The 17032-nt window shown below is 62.4% G+C and carries 20 protein-coding genes; 13 read left to right on the forward strand and 7 right to left on the reverse strand.

All coding sequences use genetic code 11. From position 1 onward, the window contains the following. Positions 1-8 precede the first annotated feature (8 nt). Positions 9-1607 carry an ABC-F family ATPase gene (locus tag BLU39_RS01490; RefSeq protein ID WP_034756044.1) on the reverse strand — a complete coding sequence of 533 codons (1599 nt, stop codon included), beginning with the start codon at positions 1605-1607 and terminating at the stop codon, positions 9-11. A gap of 212 nt (positions 1608-1819) precedes the next feature. Between BLU39_RS01490 and BLU39_RS01495 the strand changes: the two genes are divergently transcribed. Both BLU39_RS01495 and BLU39_RS01500 read left to right on the forward strand, forming a co-directional pair. Continuing rightward, positions 1820-2362: a DUF2939 domain-containing protein gene (locus BLU39_RS01495; RefSeq protein ID WP_157808746.1), complete on the forward strand. Its 543-nt coding sequence runs from the start codon at positions 1820-1822 to the stop codon at positions 2360-2362. Between the two features lie 80 nt (positions 2363-2442). Beyond that, a complete protein-coding gene (locus tag BLU39_RS01500; protein ID WP_139178113.1) occupies positions 2443-3099 on the forward strand; it encodes a hypothetical protein in 657 nt (218 codons plus the stop codon). Positions 3100-3203: 104 nt separating this feature from the next. On the opposite strand, the gene BLU39_RS01505 is transcribed toward BLU39_RS01500, so the two are convergent. Beyond that, positions 3204-3896 carry a DUF3334 family protein gene (locus BLU39_RS01505; protein WP_092708686.1) on the reverse strand — a complete coding sequence of 231 codons (693 nt, stop codon included), beginning with the start codon at positions 3894-3896 and terminating at the stop codon, positions 3204-3206. A gap of 448 nt (positions 3897-4344) precedes the next feature. On the opposite strand from BLU39_RS01505, the gene BLU39_RS01510 reads away from it, so the two are divergent. From BLU39_RS01510 to BLU39_RS01555, 10 genes are all read left to right on the forward strand, one after another. Continuing rightward, entirely contained in the window at positions 4345-6021 is a 1677-nt protein-coding gene (locus tag BLU39_RS01510; RefSeq protein WP_092708689.1) for a DUF6138 family protein, read from the forward strand. A 97-nt stretch (positions 6022-6118) separates the two neighbouring features. Further along, positions 6119-6793, forward strand: a complete 675-nt coding sequence (locus BLU39_RS01515; protein WP_092708692.1) for a hypothetical protein — start codon at positions 6119-6121, stop codon at positions 6791-6793. Between the two features lie 25 nt (positions 6794-6818). Further along, positions 6819-7145, forward strand: coding sequence for a hypothetical protein (locus BLU39_RS01520; protein ID WP_092708695.1), 327 nt, complete (start codon positions 6819-6821; stop codon positions 7143-7145). Between the two features lie 89 nt (positions 7146-7234). Next, positions 7235-7876: a hypothetical protein gene (locus BLU39_RS01525; protein ID WP_092708698.1), complete on the forward strand. Its 642-nt coding sequence runs from the start codon at positions 7235-7237 to the stop codon at positions 7874-7876. Positions 7877-7961: 85 nt separating this feature from the next. Beyond that, positions 7962-8813, forward strand: a complete 852-nt coding sequence (locus BLU39_RS01530) for an alpha/beta hydrolase (RefSeq protein WP_092708701.1) — start codon at positions 7962-7964, stop codon at positions 8811-8813. Between the two features lie 109 nt (positions 8814-8922). Then, positions 8923-9777: an undecaprenyl-diphosphate phosphatase gene (locus BLU39_RS01535; protein ID WP_092708704.1), complete on the forward strand. Its 855-nt coding sequence runs from the start codon at positions 8923-8925 to the stop codon at positions 9775-9777. Between the two features lie 60 nt (positions 9778-9837). Then, on the forward strand, positions 9838-10407 hold the full coding sequence (gene mntP, locus BLU39_RS01540) for a manganese efflux pump MntP (protein WP_092708707.1): 570 nt from the start codon (positions 9838-9840) through the stop codon (positions 10405-10407). An 84-nt stretch (positions 10408-10491) separates the two neighbouring features. Then, the gene (locus tag BLU39_RS01545) at positions 10492-10698 is read left to right on the forward strand and encodes a hypothetical protein (RefSeq protein WP_092708710.1); all 207 of its coding nucleotides are present in this window, start codon (positions 10492-10494) and stop codon (positions 10696-10698) included. A 237-nt stretch (positions 10699-10935) separates the two neighbouring features. Beyond that, positions 10936-11241, forward strand: coding sequence for a hypothetical protein (locus BLU39_RS01550; protein ID WP_139178115.1), 306 nt, complete (start codon positions 10936-10938; stop codon positions 11239-11241). A 61-nt stretch (positions 11242-11302) separates the two neighbouring features. Continuing rightward, positions 11303-11548, forward strand: a complete 246-nt coding sequence (locus BLU39_RS01555) for a hypothetical protein (protein ID WP_092708717.1) — start codon at positions 11303-11305, stop codon at positions 11546-11548. 7 nt (positions 11549-11555) lie between these two features. On the opposite strand, the gene BLU39_RS01560 is transcribed toward BLU39_RS01555, so the two are convergent. Beyond that, positions 11556-11777 carry a hypothetical protein gene (locus BLU39_RS01560; protein WP_092708720.1) on the reverse strand — a complete coding sequence of 74 codons (222 nt, stop codon included), beginning with the start codon at positions 11775-11777 and terminating at the stop codon, positions 11556-11558. A 122-nt stretch (positions 11778-11899) separates the two neighbouring features. Between BLU39_RS01560 and BLU39_RS01565 the strand changes: the two genes are divergently transcribed. Further along, on the forward strand, positions 11900-12616 hold the full coding sequence (locus BLU39_RS01565; protein ID WP_092708722.1) for an SOS response-associated peptidase: 717 nt from the start codon (positions 11900-11902) through the stop codon (positions 12614-12616). Here BLU39_RS01565 and BLU39_RS01570 read toward each other — a convergent pair. From BLU39_RS01570 to BLU39_RS01585, 4 genes are all read right to left on the reverse strand, one after another. Beyond that, positions 12613-13770, reverse strand: coding sequence for a DUF418 domain-containing protein (locus tag BLU39_RS01570; RefSeq protein ID WP_232731089.1), 1158 nt, complete (start codon positions 13768-13770; stop codon positions 12613-12615). The two genes, BLU39_RS01565 and BLU39_RS01570, sit on opposite strands and share 4 nt — an antisense overlap. Before the next feature lie 26 nt (positions 13771-13796). Further along, positions 13797-14714 carry a muramoyltetrapeptide carboxypeptidase gene (gene ldcA / locus BLU39_RS01575; RefSeq protein WP_092708729.1) on the reverse strand — a complete coding sequence of 306 codons (918 nt, stop codon included), beginning with the start codon at positions 14712-14714 and terminating at the stop codon, positions 13797-13799. Positions 14715-14746: 32 nt separating this feature from the next. Continuing rightward, complete coding sequence (locus tag BLU39_RS01580; protein WP_092708732.1) at positions 14747-15664, reverse strand: alpha/beta fold hydrolase; 918 nt, start codon at positions 15662-15664, stop codon at positions 14747-14749. 153 nt (positions 15665-15817) lie between these two features. Beyond that, positions 15818-16975 (reverse strand): hemin-degrading factor, encoded by a 1158-nt coding sequence (locus tag BLU39_RS01585; RefSeq protein ID WP_092708735.1) that lies wholly within the window; start codon positions 16973-16975, stop codon positions 15818-15820. Positions 16976-17032: the final 57 nt, after the last annotated feature.

Consider the following 17032-nt stretch of genomic DNA (forward strand, 5'->3'; position numbering starts at 1 on the left):
CCTACAAATTAATCAATACCCTGGCTCTTGAGGTAATCCTCGTAATTGCCACGGTAATCGACCACTTCATCTTCCTTGATCTCGATGATGCGGTTGGCCAGCGATGAGACGAATTCGCGGTCATGCGACACGAAGATCAGCGTGCCCGCGTATTTTTCCAGCGCGATGTTCAAGGACTCGATCGATTCCATGTCCATGTGGTTGGTCGGCTCATCGAGCATCAGCACGTTGTGGCGGCCGAGCATCAGCTTGCCGTACATCATGCGGCCTTTTTCACCACCGGACAACACCTTGACGGCCTTCTTGACATCGTCGCCGCCGAACAGCAGGCGGCCCAGGATGGAGCGCACGGCCTGGTCGTCGTCGCCCTCTTTCGTCCACTGGCCGATCCAGTCGGTCAGGTTCGTGTCCTTGGCGAAATCTTCCGTCGGATCTTGCGGCATGTAGCCGACGTTGGCGTTTTCCGCCCACTTCACGCGGCCTTGGTCCGGCTGCAGGCCGGCGATGTCGCCCGCGATGCAGCGCAGCATGGTGGTCTTGCCGGCGCCGTTGGCGCCGATGATGGCGATGCGTTCGCCCGCTTCCACCATGATGGAAAAGTTCTTGAACAGCTGGCGGTCGAAACCTTTCGAGATGTTCTCGACTTCCACTGCCAGGCGGTGCAATTTCTTTTCGCCGTCGAAACGCACGAACGGATAGGCGCGCGACGATGGCTTGATGTCGTCGACCTTGATCTTTTCGATCTGCTTGGCGCGCGACGTCGCCTGGCGGGCCTTCGATTTGTTTGCGGCGAAGCGGCGCACGAATTCCTGCAGCTCGGCAACCTTGTCTTTCGCTTTCGCGTTGTTGGCCAGTTGCTGGTTGCGCGCCTGGGTCGAGGCGAACATGTATTCGTCGTAGTTGCCTGGATAAATCTTCAGGGTGCCATAGTCCATGTCGGCCACGTGGGTGCAGACCTGGTTCAGGAAGTGGCGATCATGGGAAATGATGATCATGGTGGAGTTGCGCTCGTTGAGCACGTCTTCCAGCCAGCGAATCGTGTTGATGTCCAGGTTATTCGTCGGCTCGTCGAGCAGCAGGATGTCCGGATTCGAGAACAGCGCCTGCGCCAGCAGCACGCGCAGTTTCCAGCCTGGCGAGACGTTGCTCATCGGGCCTTGATGCAGGTCGATGGCGACACCGGCGCCCAGCAGCAGTTCGCCGGCGCGCGATTCGGCCGTGTAGCCGTCGTATTCGGACACTTTGCCTTCCAGCTCGGCCGCCTGCATGTAGTCGTCGTCCGTCGCTTCCGGGTTCGCGTAGATCGCGTCGCGTTGCTGGATGGCGGCCCACATTTCCGTGTGGCCCATCATGACGACGTCGAGGACGCGCATGTCTTCAAAGGCGAACTGATCCTGGCGCAGCTTGCCCAGGCGTTCGTTGGTATCGAGCATGACGTTGCCGCCCGAAGGATCCAGATCGCCGCCCAGGATCTTCATGAACGTCGACTTGCCGCAGCCGTTCGCGCCGATCAAACCATAGCGGTTGCCGTCGCCGAACTTGACGGAGATATTCTCAAACAATGGCTTGGCGCCAAACTGCATCGTAATATTTGCTGTAGATAGCATGTGATATTGGGTCTTTATTCAGTTAAAACAGCTAGTTAAGTACTTTTCTCCCATTATACAGCACCCACCCTCTTCCCTCTATAGTGGCCCGGTCAGGACGTTGGAAGTCAAATACAAAGAAATAAATGGCAAGAAAATACGATTGCCGTATTCCCCTTTAGCAGATACGCTGCGTGGCATCCGTTTTCTACCCTCCACCTCACAGGCATCACTTGAAGAAAATCACCATCGCCGCCGCCGTGGCCGTCATTGTCATCGCTGCCACCGCCTACGCTTCGCCCTACTATGCCTTGCACCAGATCAAGACAGCGCTGGCCGAGCGCAACGCCGAAGCGCTGGCCGAGCACGTGGACTTCCCCGCCCTGCGCACCAGCGTCAAGGCGCAGCTGGAGACCAGCATGGCGCGCAGCATCGAGGCGACCGCCGGCAGCGGCAACCCGCTGGCCGCGCTGGGCCAGTCGATCGCCAGCGCCATGCTGGGCAAGATGGTCGACACCATGGTCTCGCCCGCCGGCGTCGTGGCGCTGGTCAACAAGAGCGCCGTCAGCCCGCAGGCCGAAACCAGTGCCGATGCGCCCGCCGATGGCGCACGCAAAAAGGCCGACTATTCCGCAGGCTATGCCGGCCTGAACACCTTCGTCGTGCGCGCGAAGGATGGCAATGCCCAGGATGGCGCCCTGGTCTTGCAGCGCCATGGCGTGTGGGGCTGGAAACTGAGTTCGATCGAGATTGCGTCGGCGATGGTCGCACGTTAACAAGGACCGCCAAGGAACGCGCATACGCTGGCAATCTGAGACACAATACGCGCCATTTGTATCAGATTGCGGGAGATTTCATGCTGAAATATACGGCCATATCGCTGGGCATGGCCCTTGCCAGCGCCGCGCCACTCGCCCATGCCCTCGATGGCACAGCCGGGAGCAGCCACTCTGTCGGCTCGCGCATGCGGGCGGAAACGCCAAAAGCCTCCGATCCGGACGCCCCCGCGCCGCTGCCCGTGCCCAGCGACATCTCGCTGGCCGAACTGGAGCGCCGTCTGGCGCTGGGCCAGGCGCAGGCCGCTGAAAAACACCATACGAGCGCGCTCGATCCGGCCGTACTGTCCAGCCTTGCGCAACAGATGGGCTGCCTGGACATTGTCGGCGCGCAGCCGTTCGGCTTCCCGCTGGACCAGGCGCAGCCGACCATCCTGAGCGGCGCCCACCTGCTGGCCCGCTGCCCGGAACGGGCCTATGTGACGATCACGGCAATGTCGATGGCGGGCAAGGCGGGCAAGCGCGCCAGCATCTCGCTGCAATCGTTCAATCAGACTGTGGACGGCAGGCCCGCGCGGCGCCTGTATTACAAGGCGCCCAACGGGCGCCAGAGAGAATCGCTGACCATCATCGACGGCAGTTATGCCTTTGCGCTCGAATACTGGTCGCTCGATGACAGCCAGCAAGGCGGCATGGTTGGCACTCGCCGCATGGAAACATTGACGTTGCCGCGATAACACGGCTCCCTGCAGGCCAGCGTCGGAAGTTCAAGACCTTGCAGGCTGTAAACGTACCGAGGCTGGCGACAAAATTGCCGCCAGCCTCGGTCGACAAGCACCGCTTACATGCCCAGCGACTTGAGCAGGTCGGCGTTGTCGTCGTCTTCCGGTTCCGCCGCAGGTGCCGGAGCGGCATCCCGTTCGCGGTTCGCGTATTCGCTATCCATCAGCGAGTCGGCGTCGACTTCGCGCGAATCGAAATCGTGCAGCTTGATGAACTCGGTACGGTCGATCGCCAGTTCCAGATAGAAAATATTATTCTTTTCCGTATAGAAAGTGACGCGGCGCATTTCCGGGCGGTCCAGCGGCGTGTCAACGCTGAGCATCACCTGCTTGTTCAGCACCAGCATCTTCGGCTGGCTCTGGGTGATGTTCGTTTGCAGCTCGCGCCGTACCTTGCCCGTGAAGTCGCCCACGATCTGGTTCATCAGCTCGCCCATGATGTTCGACACTTCGTCCGACGTGTAGAAGCTGGCCAGCTCCGACTTCGGCATACCCATGTGCAACATGTAGCGTTCGTAGATTTCCATCGCCGTATCGGCGGCAAAATTGAGCACGACCAGGCCAGTAAAACCGCCATCGAACATCACGAAGCAGCCGATATCCGGCTTCAAACCCGTCTTGGTGATGCGCTGCACCATGCCCGAATAATTGACCTTGCTTTGCGTTGCAACGTTGAGCACCCGAACCACCGAGTTGCACAAACTCATCAACAAATCTTCTGTACCGTACACAACATCCTTTTCTGCATCCATGAGCAACCTCTCCTACTATTTTAAAGATGACAGCACCGTTTCCCTGCCCGTCGCGAGCCGAAACATGACGTTTCGCTCAGCAGGCGGACGACTTCACCTTTGCATGCCTGACCTTGCGTGGCTGCGCGCGCCACGTTGCCGCCGGCACGAACCGCCCTCTTACCTTTTTCTGTATAGAAATAACTGTATAGAAATAAGTATCATGCGCAGAATACCCAGATGTAACATTTCCGTCCAGCCATACCTGCATTTACTTGACGATCTGTGCGGAAATACAAAAGCGGTATCGGTGCGGGCCGCACAGCGGCCAGCCATGCAACATTGCGCGAAAGATCACCTTTCCGTCCCGCCGTCCGCACACCGGTACGCACGGCGCATTGCAACGTCTTGTTTTATACTGCCGCGCAAGAATGATCCAAACGCAACATGAATGGAGAGGCAACAGACGATGACTACCTTGCAAGAGCACATAACGGAAGAAATGAGCGCGGCCATCCACGCCTGGTTCGATGAACGACTGCAACGCACGGACCTGGAGCAGGCCGTCAAGCGCACGACCTTGCAAGCAGGCATCTTCAACGACTTGATGCTCGATTACAAGCCGGGCCGCACCATGGTCGACGATATCGACCTGGGCCTGGATAGCGACGACGCGCCACGCTCCAGGACGCAGGCCAGGCTTGATGATGCGCAAATGCGCGAGGACGTCGTACCACAACTGACGGCCGTGCTACAGGCCCGCCTGGCGCCGCTGGCGGACACGCCGATGATCGATTACCGCTTCACCTGCCGCGGCAAGTTCCAGACGGCGCAGGGCAAGCTGCACCTGGTGTTGCTGGAATACGTCAACGATGGCAAGCGCCAGGCCTTGCTGGAAAACATACACGCGTACATCGGACAAAAGCTCACGCATGGCAACCTTCCGACGAAGCCGCTGGAAACGTTCTTCCTCGCGCGCCACCTGCTCGACCCGCAGCTGTTCCCGCAGCTCGACGTGGCCTGGACCATCGCCCAGTACGACCGCATCCAGACCTTGAACAAGACCCGGCCGGATACCTTGGTCGAGCACCGCGCCGACATCATCCGCGCCATCACGGAATGGGCGGAAAACGTGTTCCTGCCGCAGTTTTATGACCGCGCCCTGTCTGCCTACCGCGCCACCGAATACACGCTGAAAGCGGACGCGGCGCCCAATGCACGGACACTGCAGCCGATCGACCTGCTGCTGTATGGCGCGGTGATGATCTTGCGCCATGACGCCAGCTACGCCAAATCGAAGGGCCTGAAATTCCTGGAAATCGCGCGCGAACTGGGCAGCGAACGGGCCGCGCGCATGCTCGAGGAAGGCAGCGGCACCTTCCCCGACGACGCCATCCACGTGAAAAATGCGCTGCTGGAATGCCGCGCCAACGATGTGTTTGCCACGATCAGCATCACGATTGCCAGGGAAGAGGAAGAGGCGTATGGGCAGGCGCTGGCGTTCGTCACGCATTTGCTGAAGAACGGCTTCCCGAAAAGCTACCAGATCAAGCTCAAATCCAGGGTCAAGGAATATTTGCCGCTCAAGGGCCTGGCGAAATCCGACACGCACCGCTTCTTTGCCAACGCCCTCGCCCATGCGTCCCTGCAGCCGCAGCTGGAAGACTATGCGCGCGCCGCCATCGAGCATTTCGAGTTCTATGCGGACACGGAAGGCGAAAAGAATTGCATGCCAGGCAGTTACGCCGTGTTCGGCCTGGGCTTGCTCGATGCCCGCCATTTCCCGCTGGTGCAGCACTATATGGCCAATGTCGACGAGGAGCACCAGTGCGTGCAGGACCAGTTCACGGCGGCCTTTGCTGAAAAGCATGGCGTCACGCGCGACTCCGTCTCCGTGCTGGCGGCCTGCCTGCGCGCGTGCACGGACAACGCCAAGGTCAAGATCCAGGCGGAACTGGAAGAGCTGGAGAAACTGGAACTGTTCTGCCAGCAACTGCAAGGGCTGGAAGGCTATCTGGTCGAGCACATGTTGTATCCGATCTGGGGCAAGCTGGAAAAACTGGCGGCCCTGGCGCGCAAGGCCGATGGCCGGCGCAAGGAGTTGCTGCTGGCCTTGCTGGAAGCGGCCAACAAGACCGACGCCTGATGTGCGCAACATTATGAATCTCACCATCTATAATGCGCGCGCCAGAGTTGCTGAAAAGCATTTTTTGGCGCCTGACATCGAATCGTGGAGAACATACATGCACAAGCAATTTCCTGCCGCCAGAATGCTGGCCGCTACCTTCGCCGCAGCGCTGATGCAGCCCGCCGTCGCCGCCGAAACCGCGGAACTGGCGCCAGTCGACGTGGCCAACCTGTACATCAAGACCATCATCAACCAGGATGAAGCGAGCGTCGCCAAGCTCAACGCCTACCTGCGCCCCACCCGCCTGGCGGGCCAGCAAAGCGCAGAATACGCGTCGTACAGCGGCTTGAAGGAAGCGGATGCCAAGTTCCCAACGCAAACGGGCAAGCTGATCGCCGACCTCTTCCCCGCCGCCATGCGCGCGGCCGTGACGCCGGCCGCCGAACAGCTGGCGGCGAACGTCATCGCCGCGAAGAATGGCGCCGCATGCCAGGCTACCAAGGCGGCCCCGGTGACGGTGGAAAACGGCATCCAGACGGCCGCCGTCAGCTTCGAATGCCAGGTCGTCAAGGTGCCCGTGACATGGGCGACCGCCGCACAGCAACTGGCAAAGAGCGGCTGCAAGCTCGAGCAATGCAAGGCCGGCCTGGAAAAGATCGCCGCCACCTACACGAGCTCGCCAAAGCAGGCGTGGCGCGCCGTGTTTGCCGTCAGCCGCGAAAAGAACTCGGAAGCCTGGCGCAACGATTTCGCGCGCGAAACGTTCGATGAAATCTGGGAATACCTGTAATCGTGGCCTCGTTTACAATGGCTGGATGGATAAATTGACTCCGGCACCACAGCCCGCAGGCCTGGCCCTGCTGCGCATGCTAGCCCCCGAGCATGTGGAGGTCACGCTGGGCGCGCAAGTGCTGGCGCAGGATCTGCACGCCCTGCACGGTAAGCAATTGCTGGCGCTGCTGCGCCGGCTGCGCGCCGCCCAGTCCAACCAGCAGCACTATGCGGGCGCCAGCGTCGAGCAGGCCGAACAACAGTTCGGCGCCGCCATCGCCGCCGTCAAGGCCGAGCTGGCCACGCGCCCGCACATCCCCAACAAGCAGGAAGCGAAGGCCCTGCGCCAGGCGGCGGCAAAGAAGCGCTGATCGAGGCGCAAGCCGGACGTTCCGTGCGCGCAGGCACGCCGGCTCCCTCCTATAATCGGCAACTCTTGCTTCCGCTATTGAAAGACGCCATGTCCACACGATTTTCCCGCCACGCAGTCAGCTGCGCCATGCTGACCTTGTCCTGCCTGGCGGCCGCGCAGGCGGCCGACCTCCCGCCCATCGGCCCCGTCGACGCGCGCGCCGTCTGGCAGGAGCGTTCGCTGTCGGCTTGCCGCAGCGAGCAATCGGCCACGGCGCCCGACGTCTGCCTGTTGCGCACCATGCAGCGCAGCGGCGCGCGTCCGCAAGCCATCGCCGCCGCCAGGATGCTGATCAAGGCAAACAAGGCCGGTTTCATTTCCGACTGGCGCCCGATGGGCAAGGCGGCTCTGGCCACCGTCACCTATCCATTCCGCGCCAACACGAATGAAGGCACCTTGCTGATCGGCAGCGATGGCGCGGCCATCGACGTCGACGAAGATTCCGTGCGCGAGGAAGACCGCGCCACACCGGCCTGGCGCGCGTTTACCGCCGCCCATCCGGACTCCGTCCCGTTTGCGCCCGCCGATTTCATCGGCAGCACGGCTACCGACGATGGCGGCCAGCGCCTGCTGTTTTCCACGCCCCTGATCACCTGTCACGCCTGCGCCGAGGATGGTGCGCTGCTGGTCGCCTACACGATCGACAAGGCCGGTATTGTGCGCGATCGGCAACTCTTGACGATAAAATAATGCTGCCTCAAAGATAAGATAGAATCGCCCGATGGCATGTCCATACGCGTACATGTCATCGATCAAACTCTTATCACGGGAAAACATGCGCCGCTCTTGCCTTGCACTGCACCTCACCGCCGCCCTGCTGCTGTCTTGCCCCTTCCACCTCGCCACTGCCGCGCCCGCCGCTACCGCGACCTCCAGCGCGGCCACGCCGCTCGTCATCGGCGAAAGTTTCAGCATCGATTCGCAAGCGCTGCAGGAAAAGCGCCACATCAATGTGTACATGGCGCGCGCCTGGGATACGCCGCCCGATGCACCGCTGCCCGTGCTGTACATGCCGGACGGCGGCGTGGCGGAAGATTTTTTGCACGTGGCCGGCCTGCTGCAGGTGTCGGTAGCGAATGGCACGATGCGTCCCTTCATGCTGGTGGGCATGCAAAACACGCAGCGCCGGCGCGATTTGACGGGGCCGACGGACAGCGCCGAAGACCGCAAGATCGCCCCCGTGGTGGGTGGCGCGGCGGCCTACCGGGCCTTCATCCGCGATGAATTGATGCCGGAAATTAAGCGCCGCTACCGCACGACGGGCGAGACGGCCATCGTCGGCGAATCGCTGGCGGGCCTGTTCGTGGTGGAAACGTACCTGCTGGAACCGCAGCTGTTCAACCATTACCTGGCGTTCGACCCCAGCCTGTGGTGGAATCAGGGCGCCCTGCCGCGCCAGGCGGCCACGCTGATGGCCAGGGGCAAGCCAGGCAAGCACAGCTTGTACCTGGCAGCCAGCAGCGAAGCGGGCATCGCCATCGAAGTGCAGCGCCTGGCCGAGGTGCTGCAGAAACAGGCGCCACCCGGCTTGCAATGGCATGTGGAAAAGATGTCGGAAGAGACACACGGCACCATCTATCACCCGGCCGCCCTGAAGGCTTTCCGCGCCGTGTTCAAACCGCAATAAGCGGCCGGGCAGCAAGACATGGACAAACTGTAATCTGGCACGGGCGTGCCCGCCACTTCTGGCGGGTAAAATCGGCGGCCCTTCTTTCCCCGCCCGATTACAGATATCCATGAGTTTTCTTCAATTATTTATCCTTTCCATCGTCCAGGGCTTCGCCGAGCTGCTGCCCGTGTCCAGCTCCGCCCACGTCATCATGGCGGAAAAGCTGATGGGCCTGGACCCCACGTCGCCAGAACTGACCATGCTGCTGGTGATGCTGCACACGGGCACCATGTTCGCCGTCATCGTGTATTTCTGGAAATCCTGGCGCGCCACGTATTTCAGTTCGGCCAGCGCCTTCCGCAGCAATATCCTGCTGCTCGTGGCCGCCACGGCCCTGACGGGCATCGTCGGCTTCGGCTTGCTGAAGGGTATTACGCATGTCATGAGCAAGGATGCGCCCGGTTTTGAAATCGAACACCTGTTCGGCAACGCGAAACTGATGGCCGCCGCGCTGGCCGCCGCAGGCGTGCTGATCATTGTGTCGTCGCGCCAGCAGGCGCGCCAGCATGGCACCTTGTCCGTCGGCAAGGCGATGGTGATCGGCGCCGTGCAAGGCCTGTGCCTGCCCTTCCGGGGCTTTTCCCGCTCGGGCGCCACGATTTCCGCCGGCATCGCCATGGGCGTGCCGCAACGCCGCGCCGAAGAATTCAGCTTTGCCCTGGCCGTCGTACTGACGCCGGCCGTGCTGGTCAAGGAAGGCTGGCGCTTCTACCAGGCCGTGACAAACGGCAGCCTGGATCACCTGGAACACGGCAACAGCGTGCTGCACCTGCTCGGCCCCAGCCTGCTGGGCATGCTGCTCTCGTTCCTGGCCGGCTTGCTGGCCCTGCGCTGGCTGTCGCGCTGGCTGGAACAGGGCCGCTGGCATTTCTTTGGCGCGTATTGTCTGGCCGCTTCCTTGGTCGTCTTGTACGTAGGGTAAAATCGCCGGGTTTATAGTTTGCAACTTACCATCCCAGCCAAGTTTTACAGAAAGCCAACGATGAATTTCGCCGCCACCGCCGCCCTCTCCCTTGCCATGTCCACCGATGCCTTCGCGGCCGCAGTGGGCAAGGGCGCCGCCCTGCACAAGCCGCAATGGCGCGAGGCGCTGCGCACGGGGCTGATCTTTGGCGTCATCGAAGCCATCACGCCCATCATCGGCTGGGCCCTGGGCAGCGTGGCGGCGCCCTACGTGGAAGCGTGGGATCACTGGATCGCCTTCAGCCTGCTGGGCATCATCGGCTTGCTGATGATACGCAACGCCCTGGGCGATGGCGACGAGGAGGAAGCGCCGGCGCAATCGCACTCGTTCTGGGTGCTGGCCGTCACGGGCCTGGCCACCAGCATCGACGCCATGGTCGTGGGCGCCGGCCTGGCCTTGCTGGGGGCAAATATCGTCGTGACGGCCGCCGCCATCGGTTTTTCCACCTTCGTCATGGTCACCCTGGGCGTGATGCTGGGCCGCGTGCTGGGCACGATGGCGGGACGGCGCGCCGAACTGGTGGGCGGCCTGGTACTGATCGTCATCGGCTGCGTGATCTTATACGAGCATATCGGTCACCCGGCCTGAAGCCTGGGCCGATGCGCGCGGCCCCGGCGGCGCGCTTTGTGCTACATTCAACACTCTGCATTCCTGTCTCACAAGGTGACCATCATGGAAACTATTGAGCTGATTTTTGCCTCGCTGGTGCGCGAAACGGCCGAATCGATACGCGACCACCACGTCCCTTTTGCCATCAAACACGACGAGCGCGCCTATTTCGAGTGGATGGATGGGCACCCGATCAATGGCTATATCCAGGAAGCGTATCGCGAGATCGAAGAAACCGCACAACAGATCCGCGCCATTCGCGCTGGGTGATGACGCTTGCCGCAAGCTACTGCGCGGGGCGCTTTGCGGCTGGCGATGCTCACCGCACCAAAGTGCGGTTGCGCTTCTCGGCCACACATCACCGACGCTCGCTACGCTTGCAGCAAGCGTCGTGACGTACGTTGGAAGGTGGTCAAGAATGTGGGCATTGATTCAGATCAAACACTCAGCTGTTCGATACGCTTAACAAGGTCTGGGCCACCACAATCAGGTCTGGAGGCGGGAGACATGGATCAGGAACAAAAGCACCAGATCAGGGGGTATGAATTTCATGTGGCGGGGGCGCTGGAGAAGGATGGGCGGTACCGGGGCATGATTTTGGTCAGCAAGCGCGGCGATACGCAGCAGGTGTATGCGAAGCCCGTGCTGATTGAAACACCGAGCAGTTTCAAGTCCGTGCATGCGGCCTTGATCGAGGCATCGGCGTATGCCCAGGAACTGATCTATAACGGCGCCATCCAGGCGCTGCTGCCAGCCGAGGCGCCGGCCGCCGGAAAACAGGCGCCGCAGCCGCCGGATTTCGTCGGCAACTGACGCTGGTTCCGCCAGGGCGGCGCGTATAATGACGCGCTTTCCCGGATGAAAACTCAACACCATGGAATTTGTGAATTTACCGCTCGTCTTCCTCGTCGGCTGCGCGCTGATCGCCTTGCTGGCCAAGAAAAACGGCTACTCGTGGTATCTGTTTTTCTTCGCGATTGCCGTGCCCGCTCCCTTTTTACTGCTGGTCTTGCCCCATGTGCTGGGCGTGGAGACGGCTTCCCTGACCGCCGTACGCCTGGGTGCCGCCCTGCTGTTCCCGCTCGCAGGTCTGCTGCTGGCCCTGCGAGGCAAGCGCTAAGGCCGCTTTAGCGTAGCTGCACGCCATCGGCCAGGCGCCAGCCGATCGACAGGGCCAGTTGCTGCGCCTCTTTCTCGTTGCTGCAATCGTCGTAATCGCAGGTATCCGCATACGCGCCGCACGCCTGGTTCTGGCTGATATACGAGCCGACCCAGCGGCCATCGCGGCGCTGGCTGGCCGTGGCGCTGATGATAAAACCTTTGTGGATGGTGGGATTTTCAAAAGACATATTTCCTCCGAGGCGAGAGCCTACTGTGCGCCCGTGCGTCCAAGCAGTCTGTACGTTTGATCACACACAGGAAGCACGCACGCCTGCCCGCGCGGCTTTCGGCGATCAGGTATGATTTGGCCATGTGTGGACGACTCGATCAACATGACACGGCGCCCGTGCTGGCGTCCTCGTTCGGCTGGACCGACGCGGTGTTCAACAGCGAGGCCGAGCCGCACCTGAACGTGTCGCCCGGCACTTACCGGCCCGTGCTGCACGTCCAGGATGGCGTGCACAAGGTCGACGACGTGTTCTGGGGCTACCGCCCCGCCTGGGCCGCGCAAGCCGTGCCCGCCCCCGGCAAGAAAAAAATTCCCATCGCCATCAATGCCCGCCTGGAAAAACTGGCGGGCGCCTACTGGAAGCCCTTGCTGCGCGCGGGGCGCGGCATCGTCTGCGTGAACGGATGGTATGAATGGACGGGAGAAAAAGGCAGCAAGCAGCCGTGGCACATCCACCGCAAGGACCGCGCGCCCCTGTTCCTGCTGGCGCTGGCCCAGTTCGGTCCCTACAAGGTCAATCGCGAGGAAGCGGGCTTCGTGCTGGTGACGGCCGACAGCCTGGGCGGCATGGTCGACATCCACGACCGCCGCCCCGTCGCCGTCAGCCGCGAAGACGCGCAGCGCTGGCTCGATCCCGCATTGACACCCGAGCAAGCGCTGCACCTGGCACGCACCTGCATGCTCGATGCGGAACTGTTCGAGTGGCATGCCGTCGATAATCCCCTCGTGCCATCGGCCAAGGCCAAGCCGCCACCACCGGCCGCGGCGCAAGGCGCGTTCGACTGGGGAACGGATTAAGGTAAGCGCGCCAGGCGGCGCCACAGCGCTTCCATCGGCCCCTGGCGGAAGTGCCGCAGCCAGTAGCGGCTCAGCAGCAGTTGCCCTGCCATCATCACGATCGCCAGGCCCAGCATCTCGGCCGGACGCAGGCTTGCGCCCCAGCCCAGGCCAGGCCCCTGCAGCAGCCACGTGCCGATCAGCGATTGCAGCAGATAATTACTCAGCGCCATGCGTCCCACGGGCGCCAGCCATGCGGCCAGCCAGCGCAGCAGGAAGGGGCCGGCCAGCATCAGCGCCGCCACGTAACCGGCCGCCAGCACGGGGCCGCCGGCGAACAGGCCCACTTCGAACAGGGCCGTATCGAGCACGGTCTGATATGGATCGGCCACCTGCCACGCGACGGCCCCCGCCGCCAGCAGGTTGAACGGCAAGCCCACGCCCAGCCCCACGGCACGCACGCGGCGCCACAGGCGCTGGTGGCGCTGCGGCTGCGTGAGCCAGCCCAAGCGCACGGACAAGATGCCCAGCAGGAACAGCACGATGATGTGCGGCAGCATGACGGCCGCGTACAGCAGGGAGACGAGGAAATCGTTGGCGCGCAGCCTGGCCACGGCCCAAGCGCCGCCTTGCGTGTAGATCGCGTAACGTTCCGCGAAGCCTTGCAGGTCGCGCGCGATGTCCGGCGCACCGCCCTGCTGGCCCACGGGAATGAGCAAGCACATGAACAGCAGAAAACCGGCCGCCACCAGCCAGGCGCGGTTGCGTATGCGGCTCAGTTTGGCCGCTGCCAGCGGCAGGATCAGCATGCCGGCCACCGCATACGAGGTCAGCACGTCGCCGCTCCAGATGAGGAAACCATGCAGCAGGCCAAACACAAGCAGCCAGCGCAGCCGGCGCCGATAGGCCGCTTGCGCCTGCTCCCAGCTGCCCAGCTGGCGTTGCAGGGAACGTGTCTGCAGGGCAAAGCCGGCGCCGAACAGAAACGCGAAGATGGGATAGAACTTGAATTGCGCCAGCGCCGCCACACCAAAAATGACGAGCTGGTCCAGCACGGGCGGCTCTGCCGGCAAGGTGCCGTAGCGCAGGGACAAGGTGCCCCAGGCAAAGCCCCAGATATTCACCAGCAAAATGCCGAACACGGCGATGCCGCGCAGCACGTCGAGCTGCAGCAACCTGCCGGGCTTGACGCTCAGTGAGTTCAGGGCCGCGCCAGGGTCGGGTAATCGGTGATCTGCAGGCTGAAGCCGGACGCATCCGATTGCAACCGCGCATGGCCGCCAAACGGCAAGGTGACCCGGCGGCGGATATGGCCGAACTCGAGTCCCGTCAGCACGGGCACGGGCAGGCGTTCGCGCACGTAGGCCAGCATGGCGTCGAAATCGTAACCGTTATCCATGGGACTCAATTTATAGGCGGAAAAGTCGCCGAGCACCACGGCTTGCTGGCGCTGAACCACGCCCGCATGCAGCAATTGCAGCAGCATGCGCTCGACCCGGTACGGATGTTCGTTGACGTCTTCCAGGAACAAGATGCCGCCATCGATCTCGGGGAAATACGGCGTACCAAGCAGATGCACGAGCATGGCCAGGTTGCCGCCCCACAGCTTGCCTTGCAGTTCGACCTGCGGATTGCCCGCCGCCGTACCCGTGACCGTATGCGTGGGACCGGCCAGGCAGGACCACAGCTGGTCCAGCGTGAATTGTTCGGGCTCGTCACGGATGAAATCGTCGCACACCATGGGGCCGGCAAAGCTGGCGCGGCCCGTTTTCGCCATCAAGCCCATGTGGAAGGCCGTGAAGTCGCTGTAGCCGACAAACAATTTACGACTATCGGCCATGGCCTGAAAATCAATGTCGGGCAGGATGCGGCTGATACCGTAGCTGCCGCGCAAGGCGATCACCACTTGCACGTCCGGGTCGGCTGCCGCCGCGTTCAGCTGCGCCAGGCGGCCCGCATCCGTGCCGCCGAAGCGCTGGAATGTGTGCTCGGGATCGTAGTAATTGTGGACGGTGGCGCCTTGCGCCTGCAAGCGGGCGATGCCGCGTTCCAAAGCCGCCGCGTCGGGCGCATAACCGCCCGGCGCGACGATGGCGATGCCAATCTCAGGTGTCTTCAAAATGCCCGTGCCTTAAAAAAATGGTGGCGCGCCTAGGCTGGCTGGGAGCGCATCTGGGGCGCCATCTTACCTTGCAGATGCACATCGATCAAGGCGAGCAGGCGCTCGATCAGCTGGGGCGGCATGTCGTGCCCCATGCCTTCGATCACCTCGAGCCGGGCGCCCGGGATCAGCGCCGCCGTATCGATGCCGCAGGCGACGGGGATCAAGGGGTCGGCCGCGCCATGAATCACCAGCGCCGGGCAACTGATGGTTGGCAGCAAGGCCGTGCGCTCGCCCGAGGCGGCGATGGCCACCATCTGCCGCGCCACGCCTTCCGGGCAGCTGCCCCGCTGCAGCGCCGCCTCGATGCGCTGGTACAGCAGCTTTTCCGACACGGGATAGGCGGGACTGCCGATGACGCGCACGGTGGCCGCCATGTGCGCCATCAGTTCGGCGCGGCTGGCATTGCGTTTCGGGCGTTGTAGCAAGGCATTGCGCGCGGCCCGCGTGGGGCCGGGCAGGCCGCGCCGTCCGCTGCTCGACATGATGGACGTCAGGCTGAGCACCTGCTGCGGCGCGCGCGCCGCCATCACCTGCGCGATCATGCCGCCCATCGACACGCCGATCACGTGCGCCTGTGCAATGCGCAGGGCCGCCAGCAGACCGAGCGCGTCGTCCGCCATATCGTTCAAGGTATAGGAAGTTTTCAGGGGCCAGCCGAGCAGGTTTTTCACGTAGGCCAGGGGCAGATACGGCTTGCCCGCCTGCGCCATCTTGCTCGACAGGCCGCTGTCGCGGTTGTCGAAACGCAGCACCCGAAAGCCTTGCTCGACGATGCCTTCGACGAAGTCCGCCGGCCAGGCAATCAGTTGCATGCCCAGTCCCATGACCAGCAGCACGCACGGATCGTTGGGGTCGCCGTGGCTTTCATAAGCTATGTTGAGGCCGTTCGCCATGATGGTTGCCATGATTGCCTCTCTTACAGGAACCAGCACGCAGGCACGATCGCTGCGGCCTTGCAAGCAGCATACCACTATTGTGCTTCAGACATGAGACCGGCACGCGGCACTCACACTGAAGTGTTGCCGCGCCGATACGGCGCGCGGCAACTGTGCTGCAACTTACTTGGCCTTAGGCAAGGAATCGGCCAAATTCACCCAGCTTTGCGGCTGCGGTTTGCCCCGTTCGCGCACGCCGAAGAAGGAGACCACTTGCGTGCCGTCGTTGTCGAAGAATTCGACCGAGGTGACGCCGCCGCGCTTGACGACCCAGCCGCTGCGCAACGCCGTGTCGCGGATGTGCAGGTTGAAGTCCGGGTCCAGCACGTTGAAGAAGCCGCCGGCGGCCATGGTTTTTTCGATCTTGCCGCTGTAGATCTGCGTCAGGCCGTCATTGCCCAGGAACACCATGATGGCGACCTGGTCCTTGGCCGCGTTTTCCAGCAGCGTGCGCAGCGCTTCAGGCTTCACGCGCTCGACGACGCCCGCCGGCGCCAGGCGCAAGGCCTGTTCGCGCGACAAATGGAATTCGCGCATGATTTGCGCAAACTGGTGCACGTCCGTCATGTCTTTCCAGGCCAGCTGGAATTCCTTGACGTCGATCTCGGCGTCCGGCTTTTCCGCCGCTTTCGGCGCCACGGCCAGCACGTTCAGTTCCGCGCTTTGCTGCGGCATGCGGAACGTCGCCACCAGCTTGTCGTAGACGGCCACGCCGGGTTCGTTGCGCAGGTAGATTTTATGCACGGCCGTGCCGTTGGCGTCAAAAAATTGCAGACTGCGCGTGGGCTTGCCATCGCGGCCAGCCTGTTCCACGGCAAATGCATATTTCCAGTTTTCAAAGTGGAAACGCAGGTCGATTTGGCCGCCCAGGTAGCCGCCCGCGATATTGCGCTGGCGCGCTTCCGTTTCCGGATCCTGCTTGGCGTCGGCCTGTTCCGACTTGTCGCCTGCCTGCTTGAACTTGCTGGCGACGCCCGTCGTTTCAATGACGCCGTTTTCATTGCGCGTGATCGCTTGCACGATGCCCAGGTCCAGCGCGGCACGCATGATTTCGCGCGGTTGGTTGCCGTCGGCCTGCAGGCGCGTGACGCCCTTGCCGATATTGGTTGCCAGCAATTGCGCTTCGGACACGCCCAGCGCGCGGGCCGCGTCGCGTATCTGCAGCTTCGGCTGTTCCGTGCGCAAGGTGGACCAGCGTTCCGCCAAAGTGGCTGGGGCCGCGTATGCGTTTGCGATCAGCAGGCTGCCTAGCAGGGATAGAACGAGTTTGGATAACTTCATAGAGAGACCATTCAATCAAACATGGAAAAACAGAGGGGCAAGCACCCCTCCCCGGTA

Origin of the sequence: Janthinobacterium sp. OK676 (assembly GCF_900103595.1) — a bacterium.
In the GTDB taxonomy this organism is placed as follows: Bacteria; Pseudomonadota; Gammaproteobacteria; order Burkholderiales; family Burkholderiaceae_D; genus Janthinobacterium.